The organism is Corynebacterium pygosceleis, from assembly GCF_016595275.2.
GTDB classification, from domain to species: Bacteria; Actinomycetota; Actinomycetes; order Mycobacteriales; family Mycobacteriaceae; genus Corynebacterium; species Corynebacterium pygosceleis.
On sequence record NZ_JAENIQ020000003.1, the window covers coordinates 42,385 to 60,438 of the forward strand.

Below are 18,054 nucleotides of genomic sequence, written 5' to 3' on the forward strand. Positions count from 1 at the left end.
CACGGTCGGGCACATCCGGAAAACCGGCACCGGTGTCACCGGCACCCGTCGATGCGAACATTTGGTTGAATGGGGAGCATGCCGACGTCCACACTCGACCGCTTCCGACCGGAGGTCAGGACCTGGTTCACGGACGTCTTCGCCCGACCCACCGCCGTACAGGAACAGGCGTGGGCCGAGATCTCCACCGGCGGACACGCGCTCGTCGTCGCCCCCACCGGCTCCGGCAAGACCCTCGCGGCGTTCCTCTGGGCCCTGAACTCGCTCACCGCACGCCCCGGGCAGACCCGGCTGCCCGCCCCGGAAGGCGCCGAGCCGGCGCCCGCATCCACCGGCACCGACGGCGCCGGGGTGAAGGTCCTCTACATCTCCCCGCTCAAGGCACTCGGCGTCGACGTGGAGAACAACCTCCGCGCCCCGTTGACCGGGATCGCCCGTGCCGCCGACCGCCTCGGCGTCGCGGCGCCGGACATCACCGTCGGCGTCCGCTCCGGGGACACCCCGGCGAAGGAACGGGCCCGCCAGCAGCGCAACCCGCCGGACATCCTCATCACCACACCCGAATCGCTCTACCTCATGCTCACCTCGAAGGCGGCGGGCACACTCGCCGGCGTGCGCACCGTCATCATCGACGAGATCCACGCCCTCGCGGGCACGAAACGCGGTGTGCACCTCACGCTGTCCCTCGAACGCCTGGAACTGCTCACCGAGCGGCCGGTGCAGCGCATCGGACTCTCGGCCACCGTCCGGCCCCTCGAACGGGTCGCCGCGTTCCTCGGCGGAACCGACCGCGACGTCGCGATCATCGCGCCGGGCAGCGAGAAACGGTGGGAACTCGACGTCCACGTCCCCGTCCCCGACATGTCCGACCTGCCCACCCCGGAACACTCCTCCACCATCGGCGGCGCCGTCGTCGACGATCCCCTCGGTCTGACCGCGTCGCTGGACGGAACCGGTGGGCCCGCGGCGTCGACAGGTGCTCCGCGGGAATCGGCGTTGCCCACCGCGGGCTCCATCTGGCCGTTCATCGAGACCGAGCTCCACGAGGAGATCACCCGGGCGCGTTCCACCCTCGTCTTCGTCAATTCACGCCGCACCGCAGAGCGACTGACCAGCAGACTCAACGAGATCCACGCCGAGAAACACGACCCGGGTGCGCTCTCCGCACCGACCCGGAGGCCACCGGCGCAGCTGATGAAATCCGTCGACGTCGCCGGGAGGGCCGACACGATCCTCGCCCGCGCCCACCACGGGTCGGTGAGCAAGGAGGAACGCGCCCGCATCGAGGAGCAGCTCAAGTCCGGCGAGCTCACCTGCGTGGTGGCCACCTCGTCCCTGGAACTCGGCATCGACATGGGCGCCGTCGACCTCGTCATCCAGGTGGCCTCGCCGCCGTCGGTCGCCGCCGGACTGCAGCGCGTCGGCCGCGCCGGACACACCGTCGGCGCGGTCTCCAGGGGTTCGTTCTACCCGCAGCACCGTTCCGATCTCGTCCAGAGCGCGGTCACGGTCGAACGGATGCGGGCCGGGGCGATCGAGGAACTGACCGTCCCCCGTAACCCCCTCGACGTGCTGACCCAGCAGACCGTCGCCACCGTCGCAGCCCGCGACATCCACGTCGCCGAGTGGTACGGGGCCGTCCGCCGGGCCCACCCGTACGCCACCCTCGCGCGCGAGGTGTTCGACGCCGTCATCGACCTGGCCTCCGGCGTGTACCCGTCCACCGACTTCGCGGAACTGCGGCCCCGCGTCGTCTACGACCGGGTCACGGGAATGCTCACCACCCGGCCCGGAGCCCAGCGCGTGGCCGTCACCTCCGGCGGCACCATTCCGGACCGGGGCATGTTCGGCGTGTTCCTCGCGGGTGCCACCGGTGAGAACGGAGGGGCACCCCGCCGGGTCGGTGACCTCGACGAGGAGATGGTCTACGAGACCCGGGTGGGCGACGTGTTCACCCTCGGGGCGTCGAGCTGGCGGGTCGAGGAGATCACCCGCGACCGGGTCATCGTCACCCCGGCCCCCGGGCACACCGGCAGACTGCCGTTCTGGAACGGGGACCAGGCGGGCCGTCCCGCCGAACTCGGAGCCGCACTCGGGGCGTTCCGCCGCGAGGTCGCCGCCGACCCGGCACGCGCGGCGGGGCTCGGCCTGGACACCTGGGCGCACGACAATCTCACGCGCTATCTCGCGGAGCAGGCCGACGCCACCGGAATCGTCCCGGACGAGAGGACGCTGGTGCTGGAACGCTTCACCGACGAGCTGGGGGACTGGCGCATCATCCTGCACAGCCCCTACGGGCGTGGGGTGAACGCGGCGTGGGCGCTCGCCGTCGGAGCACGGATCGCGGAGAACACCGGCATGGACGCCCAGGCGGTCGCGGGTGACGACGGCATCGTCCTCCGCCTGCCCGACATGGACGGTGAACCCGGCGCCGACCTGTTCACCTTCGACGCCGACGACATCGAGGACCTGGTCACCCGGGAGGTCGGCAACTCGGCGTTGTTCGCCTCCCGGTTCCGGGAGTGCGCGGCCCGCGCGCTGCTCCTGCCGCGCCGCACCCCCGGCAAACGGGCGCCGCTGTGGCAGCAGCGCCAGCGCTCCGCGCAGCTCCTCGACGTCGCCCGGAAATACCCGTCGTTCCCCGTCATCCTGGAGACGGTGCGCGAGTGCCTCCAGGACGTCTACGACCTCCCGGCGCTGAAGCAGCTGTGCGCCGATCTCGGTGCACGTCGCGTCCGCATCGCGGAGATCACCACCGACCAACCCAGCCCCTTCGCCTCCTCGCTGCTGTTCAACTACACCGGTGCGTTCATGTATGAGGGCGACACCCCGCTCGCGGAGAAACGTGCGGCGGCCCTCGCCCTCGACCCCGCGCTCCTGGCGAAACTGCTCGGAACCGTGGAACTCAGGGAACTCCTCGACGCCGGGGTCATCACCGAGGTCCACGCCCAGCTGCAGCGCACCGCCGACGGCCGGAAGGCCCGAGGTCCGGAGGAACTCGCCGACGTGCTGCGCATCATCGGCCCCGTCCCCGTCACCGGTGTCCACGAACACTGCACCTTCGGTGAGCCCGGCACCGTCGTCGACCTCGCCCTCGACCACCTCCGCGACCGGGTCATGCTCGTGCGCATCGCCGGAACCGAGCACCTGGCGCAGTCCCTCGACGCCCCGCTGCTCCGCGACGCCCTCGGCGTGCCGGTACCCGCCGGCGTTGCGGCGCAACCGGCCACCGTCACCGACGCACTGGCCCAGCTCGTGAACCGCTTCGCCCGAACCCGCGGCCCGTTCACCCTCGGGGACCTGGCGGAGACCTTCGGGCTCGCGCCCGCCGCCGCGCACACCGCGCTCCGCCAGGCCGTCACCGACGGAACCGTCATCGAGGGGCACTACCGTGCCGGGGTCGAGGGGCCCGAGTACTGCGCCGTCGAGGTCCTGCGCACCATCCGCGGCAGATCACTGGCGCTCGCCCGTTCCCAGGCCGAGCCCGTCAGCGGTTCGACCTTCGCGCGTTTCCTCACCGACTGGCACCAGATCGCCGGCGTCGGTCGTCGCCCGGTACTGCGCGGTGCGGACGGCGTGTACACGGTCATCGAACAGCTCGCCGGTGTCCGCCTGCCCGCGAGTGCCTGGGAGACCCTCGTCCTGCCGGCCCGCGTCGGTGACTACACCCCGCGCCTGCTCGACGAGCTGACCGCCACCGGAGAGGTGCTCATCCTGGGCGCGGGCTCCGCCGGTACCCGGGACCCGTGGATCATGCTGCTGCCCACCGACTACGCCGCACAGCTCGCCCCGCGGACCGACCCGCCCACGCTCACCGGACTGCAGGAGGCGGTGCTCACCGTGCTGCGCCGCGGCGGCGGTTTCCACTTCGCCGAGCTGCTCGGGGAAGTGTCCACCCTCGTGCAGGACGACCTCGACATCGCCGTGCCACGTACGGTCGAGGCCCGCGATCTGGCGGACGCCCTCCGGGAACTCGTCGAACTGGGACTGGTCAGCCCGGACAGCTTCGCACCGCTGCGGGCCCGCCTCGCGGGAACGACCTCCGGCGCCACGGCGCACCGGGCGAAACGCAGACCCGCCCGCAACCGCCTGCGCATGGGACGCACCCGCTTCGCACAGGCCGAACGGGCGAACACGACGGCGGTCTCCGTCCCGCCGGACATGGTGGGCCGGTGGGCCGCCGCCGTGACCCCGGCCACCGACCCGACGACCCGCTCCGTCGCGCACGGCGAGGCGTGGCTGGACCGGTACGGCGTGGTCACCCGGGGCAGTGTCGTCGCCGAGGACGTCACCGGCGGGTTCGCGCTCGCCTACAAGGTACTGTCCTCCTTCGAGGAGACCGGCAGGGCGATGCGCGGCTACGTCATCGACGGCCTCGGCGCCGCACAGTTCTCCACCACCGCCGTCATCGACCGGCTCCGGGGACTGGCCGACACCCCGGACGTCGAGGGCTGGCCGTCGGGCACCACCGATCCGGACGTGGTCCTGCTCGCCGCCGCTGATCCGGCGAACCCCTACGGAGCCGCTCTACCGTGGCCCGACTGCCCGGGGGCGCGACCGACCCGTGGCGCCGGTGCCGTGGTGATCCTGGCCGACGGACTGCCGCTGGCGTACCTCACCCGGGGAGGCCGCAGCCTCACCCTGTTCACCGGAATCTGCCCCGTCGGGGAGTCGGAGATGGTGGCCCTCGTGGTCGCCGCCCTGGTGGACGCGGTCGCGACGGGGCGGATGGCCCGGTTCACCGTGGAGAAGATCGGCGGGGAACCGGCCCTCGAATCGCCGCTGGTCGGGGACTTCCGCTCGGCGGGTGCCGCGATCACCCCGAAGGGACTGCGGCTGGCCGGAACCACCGGCACCGTCATGCCCCGGGTGGCACGTACCCGACGGGGACGGTCACTGTCCGAGGCCGCGGCCGATGCCGACACCGCCGACATCGACCTCACCTTCGACGACCCACCGCCCGGCGGCGGGTTCCGCAGGCCGAGGCAGCCGGGGCGGTGAGGGATCCGGGTTCCGGACGCACGGGGAAGGGGGTCAGTGCGGTGCCGGCGCAGTTCGGCCGGGGACCTGCGATCGCCTCTTCCGGTGATCGCGGAAGATGAGATAGGCGAACACCGCACTGAACAGCAGGGCGAAGATGCTTTTCGCCGCGGAATTCATGTCCCAGTCCTGCAGCACACCGAGAAAGACGAAGAAGATCGCGGCTGTTCCGGTGAGCGCGACGACTGTCCTGAGGATCATTCCGGTTCTCCCCTCACCGCGTCCGTGGTTATCGTGATCCGCCCGTGGAAGCCGACGGATGTGCCGCCGAGAATAACATTGTTCGTGGATGTGTGGGTTCCCGGCTCGTGGAGCAGAGTGAACCCGGTTCCGACGCCAATTCCCGGATCGCGGCGACCAACCGGCGGGCGGCGCTTCCGTCGAGTTTGCGCAGGGCTTTCGCCACTGATGGTACGTAACTGATCGTATGGGGCATGAGTCCGGATCAGAGCCCGAGTTCGCGTTCAAGTTCCTCCTGGGACACTCGTCCGGTTTCCTTCCGTGCCTCGTCTGCGGCGGGGATGTCCGCCAGATCTTCCATCGCCTTCACCGCGCGGTCGAAGAACTCGGGCGAGACGAGGACTGCCCGGCGTCCGGCACCTCGGGAAGTGATCTCCACCGGCTCGCTCTGCGCGGTGGCGATGTAGTCACTCTGGCGATTGCGGAGCTGGGACAGCGTCACGGATGCCGTGGCCGCAGTGTGCAACCTGTACAAGTTGCACACAATGATGCTGGGTTGTTCCGGACGGATACGTGCCAGCACGATCGTCGTGTTGCACAGGTTATTTTCGGCGCGGTGCCGGTATCGAAGCCGGTCGATGTCACGGGAGGATCTGAGGAGGACGCATAATCGACATCGTCGATACGTTGTGGCGAACGGGTGCACCGCCCGAAAGATGATCGTGGCACTCCGGTGGTGACACCGCAGGTTTTGAAGGAGAGGACTCAGGCCTTGTCCGACCTGACCGGCACAGGGGTCGGTGCCGGGGCCCACAGCTGGTGATCGCTTGATGAAGGGTATCCGTGTTCACTGCGTTCGACGATCAGCCGCCCCGGTTGATCAGGCAATCCCGCAACCCTGAAAGGAGCCCCGTGCCCGAGGGTGATTCCGTCCACCAGCTGTCCGCGCGGATGCAGTTCATGTGCGGACGCGAGGTGACCTCGACGTCGATACGCGTGCCCCGGTACGCCACCGTCTCCTTCACCGGGGAGAGCGTGGGCGCGGTGTGGCCGCTCGGCAAGCACCTGTTCATGTCCTTCGGCGACCGGATCCTGCACACCCACCTGAAGATGGAGGGCACCTGGTCCGTGCACCGGAGGGGGACCCGGTGGCGGAAACCCGGGCACGCGGCGCGGGTGGTTCTTCAGCTCGGTGACGGCCCCGGCCGTGTGCCGATCGAGGTCGTCGGCTTCGACCTGGGGCTCGTGCGGGTGTTCCCCGCATCCGGGTACCGGGAGCGGATGGGGTATCTCGGCCCGGACGTGCTCTACGACGACTGGGTTGAATGGGGGCGGGACGAGGCGCGGCGCCGCATTCTGGCCCGCCCGGACCGGGCCATCGGCGCCGCGCTGCTCGACCAGAGGAATCTGGCGGGTGTGGGTAACGAGTACCGCGCGGAGATCTGTTTCCTGTGCGGTGTCCACCCCGCGACGCCTGTTTCGGAGGTGGACGTGGACCGGGTCCTCGATGTGACCCGCCGGCTGATGTGGGCGAACCGCGCTGAACCGGTGCGGGTCACCACAGGTGTGAAACGTGCGGGGGAGACGACCTACGTCTTCGGACGAAACCACCGCCCGTGCCGCAGGTGCGGAACCCTGATCGAGCAGAGTTCCCTCGGTGGCGTCGACGGGGGCGGGGACGACGGCGAGCTGGAGCGGGTCATCTGGTGGTGTTCCCACTGCCAGCCGGTGTCGGGCGGTGTGGCCGGGAACGGTCGGTGATCCGTGTCGTACTCGGGGGCGAAGCACAGGAAACGCCCGGAAAGTGGCCATAGAATGGGGGCATGAAGCTCCTCCTGAACATCATCTGGTTCGTATTCGGCGGTGTGTGGCTGGCTCTGGCCTACGTGATCTTCGGGGTCGTGGCGTGCCTCTTCATCGTCACCATTCCCGCGGGCGTCGCCTCCTTCCGGATGGCCAACTACGCCCTGTGGCCGTTCGGTCGCTCGGTCATCGTCCCGGACACCGGCATCGGTGGGCTCAGCGCCGTCAGCAACGTGATCTGGTTCGTCGTCGCCGGTTTCTGGTTGGCTCTCGGGCACCTGACCACGGCGGTGACCCAGGCGGTGACCATCATCGGTATCCCGCTCGCGCTGGCGAACCTCAAGATGATCCCGGTGACCTGTTTCCCCTTCGGTAAGCAGATCGTCGACAACAACCGGATCCCGGTCGGGTATCACCCGATGGTGCGGATGTGACCCACTGACAGTGACGCGGGTGCCGTCCCGGCATCCCCGTCCCGGCCGCCGCTGGCGCCGGTGAGACTTGCCGAGGAGATGAGCACGGTGCGCAGTAATCCGGAGACCCGGGCGAAACTGGTTTCGGCGACCCGGGAGGTCATCGTCGCCCACGGTTTCGAGGGTTGCACCCTGGAACGTATCTGTCGGACCGCCGGCTTCACCCGGGGTGCGTTCTACTCCAATTTCGCGGACAAGGACGCACTGTTCACCCTGGTTGTCCGGGATGAGTACGCGCGGGTCATCGAGCTTCTCGACGCCGTGACCCGTGAGTGGGTCGCAGCGTTCCATCCCGGTGCGCGCCACACCTCGTGTTCGGACGAGGTGGCGGCCGAGAAGCTCACCGATGCGCTGCTGCGGACCAGGGAGCGGTTGGGGCTGGACCGGGATTTCCTCGTCCTGCACAACGAACTTCTCGCCCGCGCCGCCCGGGAACCGGAGTGGGCGATGCAGTTCATGGAGATCAACCGCGATTTCGTCATGGGTGTCGGGCGGGCGCTGGAGCTGATGCTCGCGGAGGTCGACCGGGTCCCGGTCAAGCGCACCGAGGCGATCGCGCAGGCCGTCATCGGCATCACGATGCGCTACACGGGGGTGTCGGTGTGGCGGGACCGGCTGGAGAACGTCGAGGGGGAGCACCGTCGCCGGGGGACGATGCTGGAACTCGACGACATTCTCGATCTGCTGCTCACCCTGCTGATGGCTTCGTCGGCGCCCGCCGGTGGGCCGGCGTCGGAGTGATCCGGTCCGTACCGGGCCGGGTGTCTGTCATGTCCCGCTGGTGTCTGGGCGCTGCGGGGGCAACCGTTCCGGCGACAGTGCCGTGTGGTGCCCGTCCGGCACGGTACCGGATGCGGGAAAGAACACATCGACGGTTGCGGGCGGCGTGAGCGGCTGCGATACACGAATGTATCGCTTTGATACAGAAATGTATTCGACAGGCTAACCTAACGCTCATACGCTCCGGGTGCAGGTTGATCCGTTCTCCGCCGGTCTCCCGGTTTCCCCGTGTCCCGGGGCAACCGTGGACACGGGGGAGGGGACCGGGTCGCCGAAGAACAGTCAGCACCGTCAATCCGAACACGACGGCAGGTGACCGTGACCGGCAGTTCTCCCCACACCCCGGTGTCGGGGAGGGGAACGGCACGGCGTACCGCCGTCGATGTCTTTCCCGAGGAGTCCCACCAGTGACCACCACGCACGCCGACACCAACGACATCACCAGCTTCACCGCCGGTGAGACCCCGCTGCACCGGATTCCGCACCCCGGGATACTGTTCGCCGGACAGGCGTCACAGTGGGTCGAGGCGCTCGCCGACAGCGTGACGGACACGTCGACCGGCCGACTCCTCGATGAGCTTCTCGACGCCGCCTGGCACCGTTGCGCCCCGGTCGCCCGTGACATCTCGATCATCGTCCCCGGTGCCCGCGAACGTCTGCACTCCCTGATCGGCGGGGCGGCTCCGCACCGGCTGCCCATCGACCGGGAGCCCGCGGTCTCCGTCGCGGGTATCACGCTCGCGCAGATCGGTGCCCTCCACCAGCTCACCGACGCCGGGGTCGATCTCGGTTCCTGGCGCTTCGCCGGTCACTCCCAGGGCGGTATCGGAGTCGCCGCAGCCGGGGCCATCGCGGACGGGGACCGCTCCCGGCTCGTCGACGTGGTCGCCTTCGCTCTCGTCCTCGGGGCCGTGACCTCCGCCCGCGCACGGGAGCTCGGCCTCAGCCCGGACGAATCCTGCATGCTGAGTGTCCGCGGCTTCTGCCATGAGGGAATCGACGCCGCACTGGCCGACGTCACCGAATCCGGGGTGGAGGTCGCACTGTGCAACAGTCCCCGCCACTTCGTGCTCGCCGGAGGATCCGAGGGGCTGGCCCGCGTCCGGGCCACACTGACCGCCGCCGCTGAACGCCACAACGAGGGGATCGTGGACAAGAAACGGGGCGGTTCACTGATCGAGCCCGTGTTCAACGTCCTCGAGGTCGCGGCCCCCTTCCACCACTCGTCGATGGTTCCCGCCGTCGACCGCGCCGTGGCGCTGTCCACCCGGTGTGACCTGGGGGACGTCCCCGCGACCGATCTCGCCCGGTCGATCCTCGTCGACCACCACGACTGGGCCACCGAACTCGCCGACTGTCTGGACAACTGCTCGCACCTGCTGGTCATCGATCCGGGCGGGGCACTGGACCGGATGACCCGCCCACTCCTGCAGGGTCGGGGAATCGCCGTCATCGACGCCTCCACCGTCGCCGAGCGTGACCGGCTGGCGACACCGGGCACCGAACTGCCGCAGGCCAGTGACTTCTCCCGTTTCGCCCCGAAGCTGCTGCATCTCTCCGACGGCTCGTTCAGCGTGGAGACGAAGTTCACCACCCTCACCGGCAACTCGCCGGTGATCCTCGCGGGCATGACGCCGACCACCGTCGATCCGGGCATCGTCGCCGCCGCGGCGAACGCCGGATTCTGGGCGGAGATGGCCGGCGGCGGACAGTACTCCGAGGAGGTCTTCGCCAAGAACCGGGACGGACTCGTCGCGCAGCTCGACCAGGGCCGCTGCGCCCAGTTCAACTCGATGTTCTTCGACCGCTACATGTGGAACCTCCAGTTCGGGGCGCAGCGCATCGTCTCCCGGGCCCGCGCCACGGGTGTCTCGCTCAACGGCGTGACCATCTCCGCGGGCATCCCCGAGGTCGAGGAGGCCACCGAGCTCATCACCGGCCTCAACGCCGACGGATTCCCCTACGTCTGCTTCAAGCCCGGCACCGTGGAGCAGATCCGGGCCTGCCTCGCCATCGCGGAGGCCAACCCGGACACCCCGGTCATCATGCAGATCGAGGACGGGCACGCGGGTGGCCACCACTCCTGGGTCAACCTCGACGACCTGCTGCTGACCACCTACGCGGAGATCCGCGCCCACGACAACGTCGTCGTCCTCGTCGGCGGCGGCATCGGCACCCCGGACAAGGCCGCGCAGTGGATCACCGGCTCCTGGGCGACCCGCCACGGCATGCCGGCCATGCCCGTCGACGGGGTCCTCGTCGGCACCGCGGCGATGACCACGAAGGAGGCCACCACCTCACCGCAGGTCAAGCAGCTCCTCGTCGACACACCCGGCGTCGACCCGGATGACGCCGGCGGCTGGGTCGGCCGCGGGAGCTCCCGTGGCGGAGTGACCTCGGGTCTCTCCCACCTGCACGCCGACATGTACGAGGTGGACAACTCCTCGGCCCGCTGCTCCCGACTGCTCAGCTCCCTGGACACCTCCTCCGACGAGGCCGTCGCCGCGCGCCGCGACGAGATCATCGCGGCCCTCGACGCCACCGCGAAGCCCTACTTCGGTGAGGTCTCCGAGATGACCTACGCGCAGTGGCTGCGGCGCTTCGTCGAACTCGCCTGGCCCTGGACCGACCCGAGCTGGTCCGACCGCTTCCTCGACCTCGTCCACCGCATCGAGGCCCGCCTCGCGCCCGTCGACCACGGCGAGATCCCCACCCTGTTCCCCGACATCGACTCCATCACCGACGGCCCCGCAGCCGTCGAGAAGCTGATCGCCCGCTACCCGGAGGCCACCGACACCATCGTCGGCGCCCGGGACGCCGCCTGGTTCATCGGGCTCAACCGCAAGCACCACAAGCCCATGCCCTGGGTACCGGCCATCGACGCCGACATCGCCCGCTGGTGGGGACTGGACACACTCTGGCAGGCACACGACGAGCGCTACGACGCCGACAAGGTCCGCTGCATCCCCGGACCGGTCTCCGTCGCGGGCATCGACCGCGTCGACGAACCCGTCGCGGAGCTCCTCGGCCGCTTCGAGGCCGCCTGCGTCGAGGAACTGCGGGAACACGACGCCCCGGTCCACGAGGTGTTCTCCCGACTGGCCTCCGCCGTCACCGAACGGGACTTCCTGCTGGCCGCCCCGCACATCGTGTGGCACGGTCACCTCATCGACAACCCCGCCCACGTCCTCGACCCCGAGGCCTTCGAACTCCTCGAACCCGACACGGACGGCGACCCGTGGACGATCCGGATCCTCTGCGACTCCTACTGGGACGGACTCGAGGGTGAGCACCCCTTCGTCATCGAGCACGTCGACATCCCCGTCCTGCTGGGGGAGCCCTGCGCCACCGGCGCCGTGCCGGTCGTCTCCCGGGAACACCTCCCCGACAGCGTCTACGCGCTGCTCGCCGGCGTGGCCGGCGTCGGGTCCACCTCGGCGGCCGGTGACGACATCACCGACCTGCCCCGCGTCCACGATGACGAGGGCTCGGTGTTCGGCGTCGTCCGCGACTCCTTCACCCTGCCCGCCCACCTGTTCACCGCGCACACCGCGGTCACCGGCGCCGCACTCACCGGGGTACGCACCGCGCCCGGCACCGCAGACGCCCTCGTCGGGCCCTGCTGGCCCGCCATCTACACCGCCCTCGGCTCCGGCAAACTCTCCGACGGCTACCCCGTCATCGAGGGTCTGCTCAACGCCGTGCACCTCGACCACTGCGTGGACCTCCGGGTCCCGCTCGCCGAACTGCGCGACGGCACCGACCGGCACATCGACGTCGAGGCCCGCACCCGCCCCTTCGACGAATCCGCATCGGGCCGCATCGTCACCGTGGACCTCGTCCTGCACCACGACGGTGACGTGATCGCCACGATGGTGGAACGCTTCGCCATCCGCGGCCGCGTCACCACCACCGACCCCGCACCGGCGGCACCCGAGTTCGGTGGCGTCGAGGCCGCGATCGACGACACCCCGCGCAGCTTCATCCGCCGCGCGACGGTCACCGCGCCGGGCGACATGACCCCCTTCGCCGTGGTGTCGGGTGACTACAACCCGATCCACACCTCCACCAACGCGGCCCGCCTCGTCGGCCTCGACGCACCGCTGGTGCACGGCATGTGGCTGTCGGCCACCGCCCAGCACCTCGCCACCGCAGCGGAGCCCGGCAGCCGCCCGGCCCGACTGCTCGGCTGGACCTACTCCATGTACGGCATGGTGCAGCTCGATGACGTCGTGGAGATCACCGTCGAGCGCGTCGGACGCAGCGGCCCGAACCCGGCCGTGGAGATCACCTGCCGTATCGACGGGGTCGTCGTCTCCCGCGGCCAGGCGCTCCTCGAGGCACCGACCACCGCCTACGTCTACCCCGGCCAGGGAATCCAGGCACAGGGCATGGCGAGCGCGGACCGCGCCGCCTCCGCGGCGTCCCGCGCCGTCTGGCGGCGGGCCGACGAACACACCCGCGCCGCGCTCGGGTTCTCCATCATCCAGGTCGTCGACGACAACCCCGTCGAGCTGAGGGTGGGGGAGACCGTCTACCGGCACCCGAAGGGTGTCCTCTACCTCACGCAGTTCACCCAGGTCGCTCTCGCCGTCGTCGCCTACGGTCAGACCGAGCGCCTGCGGCACGAGGGACTGCTCGTCCCCGGCTCGATGTACGCCGGGCACTCGCTGGGCGAGTACACCTCGCTCGCGTCGACGGCCGGGATCTTCGAGCTCGAGGGCGTCATCGACATCGTCTTCTCCCGCGGCTCGGCCATGCACTCCCTCGTCCCGCGCGACGACCGGGGCCGTTCCAACTACGGCCTCGGCGCGCTGCGGCCGAACCAGTTCGGCGTGGACGACGACGGCGTGGTGGAGTACGTCCGCTCCATCGCGGAAGCCTCGGGCGAGTTCCTGGAGATCGTGAACTTCAACGTCGCAGGCCAGCAGTACGCCGTGGCCGGAACCCTCGCCGGGCTGAAGGCACTCGAGGCCGACGCCGCCGATCGTGCGGAGGCCGCGGGCGGACGTCGCGCGTTCATCCCGATCCCCGGCATCGACGTCCCCTTCCACTCCTCGGTGCTGCGCCCCGGTGTCGCCGCGTTCGCGGAGAAGCTCGACGCCCTGCTGCCCACCGACCTCGACGTCGACGCCCTGGTCGACCGCTACATCCCGAACCTCGTCGCCCGCCCCTTCGAGCTGACCCGCGACTTCGCTGAGTCCATTCTCGCCGTCGTCCCCGCCGAGCCCCTGCGGGAGCTGCTCGGTGCGGACGGCGCGTTCGACAAGCTCGCCTCCGATGACCCGGCGGCACTCGCCCGGCGGCTGCTCATCGAGCTGCTGTCCTGGCAGTTCGCCTCCCCGGTCCGGTGGATCGAGACCCAGGCGCTGCTGCTCGGCGACCGGGGCGTGGAGCACGTCGTCGAGGTCGGCCTGGCGTCCTCCCCGACGCTGGCGAACCTCATGGCCCGCACCCTCGAACTGCCGCAGTTCGCGACCGCGACCACGACGGTCCACAACCTGGAGCGCGACGAACCGGTGGTGTACCTGACCGATCAGCAGGACGCCCCCGCCACGGACACCGCCGACGAGGACCATGTCGACGCGGCCGCTGACGAACCCGCCGCCGTCGATCCCGGGACCGCGACCGCCACCCCGGACCCCGTTCCCGCCACGGCGGAGATCGCGGCTACCCCCGCCACTCCCGCCCCCTCAGGTGGGCAGGCCGCGGGACCCGCGCCCGAACTGAACTTCACCGCGGCCGACGCGATCATCACCCTGTTCGCGGTGCAGAACAAGCTGCGCACCGAGCAGATCACCGGCACCGACACCACCGAGACACTGACCAACGGCGTCTCATCGAGGCGGAACCAGCTGCTGATGGACATGGCCGCCGAACTCGGCGTCCCCACGATCGACGGTGCCGCCGAGGCGGACGTCACCACGCTGAAGTCCCGGGTGACCACCGCCGCCCCCGGCTACACGCCCTTCGGCCCGGTGCTCTCCGAACTGACCGGCGCCCGCCTGCGCACCCTCGCAGCGCAGGCGGGGTCCAAGGCGGCCCACATCGGCGACCGGGTCACCGGAACCTGGGGTCTGCCGACCAGCTGGGTCGCCCCCGTCGAGGTGGAACTCGTCCTCGGCACCCGCACCGAGGAATCGGTGCGGGGCGGCGAGCTGGGTACCCTGCCCGGCGCGCAGCCGACGTCGACGGCCGACTTCGACACCCTCATCGATGCCGCCGTCCGTGCCGTCGCCGCGGCGAACGGCACCGAGGTCTCCCTCGGCGGCGGGTCGACCGGTGGTGGCGGGGGAGTGGTCGATTCCGCGGCCCTCGACGCCTACGCCGACACCGTCACCGGACCGGACGGTGTCCTCGCGGAAACCGCCCGCACCATCCTCGACACCCTGGGGCTCACCCCGTCGCCCGAGGAGACCGACGGCGGTTCCGCGGACGGGGCCCTGCTCGAGGCCGTCGAGTCGGAGCTCGGCCCCCAGTGGCTGAAACTCGTCACCCCGGTGTTCGACGCGGAGCGGGCCGTGCTCTTCGACGACCGCTGGGCGATCGCCCGTGAGGAACTCGCCCGCATCGCCACCGGTGCCGACGCGGCCACCGACGACACCGTCACCATCGCCCGCTTCGCGGGTACCGGGGAGACCGTGGCAGGTCAGGCCCGCTGGTGGTCGGAACGCACCGACGACGAGACCCGTCGCGGGGTGCTCGCCCGCATCGCCGAGGCCGCCACGGGCGATTCCACCCCCGAGTTCGACGGGGAGGTCGCGCTGGTCACCGGCGCGGCGCCCGGCTCCATCGCCGGTTCCGTCGTCGCCGGCCTGCTCGAGCGCGGAGCGACGGTCATCATGACCGCCTCCCGCATCAGCCAGGCCCGCAAGGAGTACGCGCGCGGCCTCTACGCGGCGCACGCCACCGCCGGCGCCCGGCTCTGGCTCGTGCCCGCCAACATGTCCTCCTTCCGGGACGTCGATTCCCTGATCGACTGGATCGGCACCGAGGAGAAGGTCACCGTCGGGGAGAAGGTCACCGTGACCAAGCCCGCGCTCATCCCGACCCTCGCGTTCCCGTTCGCCGCACCGCGGGTCTCCGGGTCGCTCGCCGACGCCGGCGGCGCCGCAGAGAACCAGGCCCGCCTGCTGCTCTGGTCCGTCGAACGCACCATCGCCGGACTCGCCCGACTCGCGGCCACCGGCTCCGTCGGCACCCGCGCCCACGTCGTCCTGCCCGGCTCCCCGAACCGCGGCACCTTCGGCGGAGACGGGGCCTACGGCGAGGTCAAGGCAGCGTTCGACGCGATCCTCGCCAAGTGGCACTCCGAGACCGGCTGGCCCGAGCACATCAGCTTCGCCCAGGCCCGCATCGGCTGGGTGTCCGGCACCAACCTCATGGGCGGCAACGACCTGCTCGTGCCCGCCGCGGAGAAGGCAGGCATCCACGTCTACACCCCCGACGAGATCACCGCCGACCTGCTCGGACTGGCCACCCCGGACGCCCGCCGCCGCGCGGCGGATGCCCCGATCGACGCCGACCTGACCGGTGGCCTCGCCGACTCCGAGGTGTCCCTGCCCGAACTCGCCCGCGGCATCGACCGCGACGCGCTGGCCGCGGCCGCGGCCGGCACCGACGATGCCGGGGACACAGGTGCCACGATCCGCGCCCTGCCCACCCCGGCCCGCCGCGCACAGCCGCAGCCCGTCGACATCGGCGAGGTGACCACCGACCTCGAGGACCTCATCGTCGTCGTCGGTGTCGGTGAGGTCTCGTCCTGGGGCTCCGGGCGCACCCGCACCGAGGCCGAGTACGGGATCCACCGCGACGGCAGCGTCGATCTCACCGCGGCCGGTGTCATGGAACTCGCCTGGATGATGGGTCTGATCACGTGGGCGGAGGACCCCACACCCGGCTGGTACGACGACTCCGGGGCCGCCGTCGCCGAGGAGGACATCCACGACCGCTTCCGCGACGAGGTCGTCGCCCGCTCCGGCATCCGCACCTTCGTCGACGACTTCACCCTCGTCGACCAGGGATCGATCGACCTCGCGACCGTGTACCTCGACCGCGACATCGAATTCACCGTCGCGGGCGAATCCGAGGCCCGCGACTACCTCGACGCCGACCCGGCGACCACCCGGATCTGGCAGGGCGACGACGGCGAGTGGACGGTGCACAAGGCGAAGGGCGCCCGCGCCTCGATCCCGCGCAGGGCGTGCCTCACACGTACCGTCGGCGGCCAGATGCCCACCGGCTTCGACCCCGCCCACTGGGGCATCCCCGCCTCCATGATCGACGGTCTCGACCGGATCGCCTGCTGGAACCTCGTCACCGCCGTGGACGCGTTCCTCGCCAGCGGCTTCACCCCGGCGGAACTGCTCACCGCCGTGCACCCCGGTGACGTCGCCTGCACCCAGGGCACCGGCATCGGCGGCATGGAGTCCCTGCACAAGGTGTTCGTCTCCCGCTTCCTCGGTGAGGACCGCCCCAGCGACATCCTGCAGGAGGCCCTGCCCAACGTCGTCGCCGCACACGTCATGCAGTCCTGGGTCGGCGGCTACGGCGCGATGATCCACCCCGTCGCCGCCTGCGCCACCGCCGCGGTCTCCCTGGAAGAGGGCGTGGACAAGATCCGGGTCGGGAAGGCGGAGGTCGTGGTCACCGGCGGCATCGACGACATCAGCGTCGAATCGCTCACCGGCTTCGGCGACATGAACGCCACCGCCCGCTCGCAGGCGATGGCCGACAAGGGAATCGACGAGCGCTTCTACTCCCGCGCCAACGACCGTCGCCGCGGCGGCTTCGTCGAGGCCGAGGGCGGCGGCACCGTCATCATCGCCCGCGGCGATGTCGCGGCGAAGCTCGGCCTGCCCGTGCTCGCCGTCGTCGCCCACGCCCAGAGCTACGCCGACGGTGCACACACCTCGATCCCCGCCCCGGGCCTCGGTGCCCTGGGCGCGGCGCGCGGCGGGGAACGCTCCGCCCTGGCCCGCAACCTGAAGGGCCTGGGCCTCACCCCGGACGACGTCCGCGTGGTGTCCAAGCACGACACCTCCACCAACGCGAACGACCCCAACGAGTCCGAGCTGCACTCGCAGCTGTGGACGACTGTCGGCCGCGGCACGGACAACCCCATGTTCGTGGTCTCCCAGAAGACGCTCACCGGTCACGCCAAGGGCGGTGCCGCTCTCTTCCAGATCGGCGGCCTGACCCACATCCTCGCCACCGGTGAGCTGCCCGCCAACGCCGCCCTCGACTGCGTCGATCCCGCGATCGCACCGAAGGCCACGAACCTCGTGTGGCTGCGGGAACCGCTCGACCTCGGGGTCGGGGGAGTGAAGGCCGGCGTACTCACCTCGCTCGGGTTCGGGCACGTCTCGGCGGTCGTGGTGCTCGCACACCCGACCTGCTTCGAGAAGGCCCTGGCGAACGCCGGCCACGACGTCGACGAATGGCGGCGGCGGGCCAGCGCCCGACTGCAGGCCGGTGTCCGCAGGCTGGAGGCCGGCATGATCGGCCGCGCACCGCTCTATGAGGTGCCCGTCGGACGCAGGCTCCCCGAGAAAGGCGGACACGAGGCGGAGATCAACCTGATCCTCGACCCCGATGTCCGGCTGGGGGAGGACGGCGTGTTCCCGCGGGCCTGACGACGGGACACGTGATGTGATTCGAGGGCCCGGCCGCGGGGACGTGGCCGGGCCCTCCATATCCCGGTCCGCGCAGACGAGACGACGCCCCCTCCGGCGGTACTTGCCGGAGGGGGCGTCTCCGTCAGTCCCCGTCAGGGGTC

The 18,054-nt window shown here is 70.5% G+C and carries 7 protein-coding genes; 5 read left to right on the forward strand and 2 right to left on the reverse strand.

Translation table 11 applies throughout. The features are described 5' to 3' along the window. The first annotated feature begins 78 nt into the window (after window positions 1-78). The gene (locus JIM94_RS06755; RefSeq protein WP_200250922.1) at window positions 79-5,001 is read left to right on the forward strand and encodes an Lhr family ATP-dependent helicase; all 4,923 of its coding nucleotides are present in this window, start codon (window positions 79-81) and stop codon (window positions 4,999-5,001) included. Between the two features lie 33 nt (window positions 5,002-5,034). Here the strand turns inward: JIM94_RS06755 and JIM94_RS06760 are convergent, their stop codons facing one another. After that, on the reverse strand, window positions 5,035-5,241 hold the full coding sequence (locus tag JIM94_RS06760; RefSeq protein ID WP_200250924.1) for a hypothetical protein: 207 nt from the start codon (window positions 5,239-5,241) through the stop codon (window positions 5,035-5,037). A gap of 244 nt (window positions 5,242-5,485) precedes the next feature. Then, window positions 5,486-5,764: a type II toxin-antitoxin system prevent-host-death family antitoxin gene (locus JIM94_RS06765; RefSeq protein ID WP_336296541.1), complete on the reverse strand. Its 279-nt coding sequence runs from the start codon at window positions 5,762-5,764 to the stop codon at window positions 5,486-5,488. Window positions 5,765-6,132: 368 nt separating this feature from the next. Between JIM94_RS06765 and JIM94_RS06770 the strand changes: the two genes are divergently transcribed. The 4 genes from JIM94_RS06770 to JIM94_RS06785 all read left to right on the forward strand — a co-directional run bounded on the left by JIM94_RS06770 (window position 6,133) and on the right by JIM94_RS06785 (window position 17,911). Then, complete coding sequence (locus JIM94_RS06770; RefSeq protein WP_200250927.1) at window positions 6,133-6,981, forward strand: Fpg/Nei family DNA glycosylase; 849 nt, start codon at window positions 6,133-6,135, stop codon at window positions 6,979-6,981. 62 nt (window positions 6,982-7,043) lie between these two features. Continuing rightward, a complete protein-coding gene (locus tag JIM94_RS06775) occupies window positions 7,044-7,457 on the forward strand; it encodes a YccF domain-containing protein (protein ID WP_200250930.1) in 414 nt (137 codons plus the stop codon). Between the two features lie 87 nt (window positions 7,458-7,544). Then, complete coding sequence (locus JIM94_RS06780; protein ID WP_248086240.1) at window positions 7,545-8,237, forward strand: TetR/AcrR family transcriptional regulator; 693 nt, start codon at window positions 7,545-7,547, stop codon at window positions 8,235-8,237. 446 nt (window positions 8,238-8,683) lie between these two features. Further along, window positions 8,684-17,911: a type I polyketide synthase gene (locus JIM94_RS06785; RefSeq protein WP_248086239.1), complete on the forward strand. Its 9,228-nt coding sequence runs from the start codon at window positions 8,684-8,686 to the stop codon at window positions 17,909-17,911. The last annotated feature ends 143 nt before the right edge of the window (window positions 17,912-18,054 follow it).

What these genes read in the sequence shown, in the direction of transcription:
- JIM94_RS06760 (WP_200250924.1), bottom strand. Translation starts at nt 5,241, where the DNA reads ATGATCCTCAGGACAGTCGTCGCGCTCACCGGAACAGCCGCGATCTTC.
- JIM94_RS06755 (WP_200250922.1), top strand. Translation starts at nt 79, where the DNA reads ATGCCGACGTCCACACTCGACCGCTTCCGACCGGAGGTCAGGACCTGG.
- JIM94_RS06775 (WP_200250930.1), top strand. Translation starts at nt 7,044, where the DNA reads ATGAAGCTCCTCCTGAACATCATCTGGTTCGTATTCGGCGGTGTGTGG.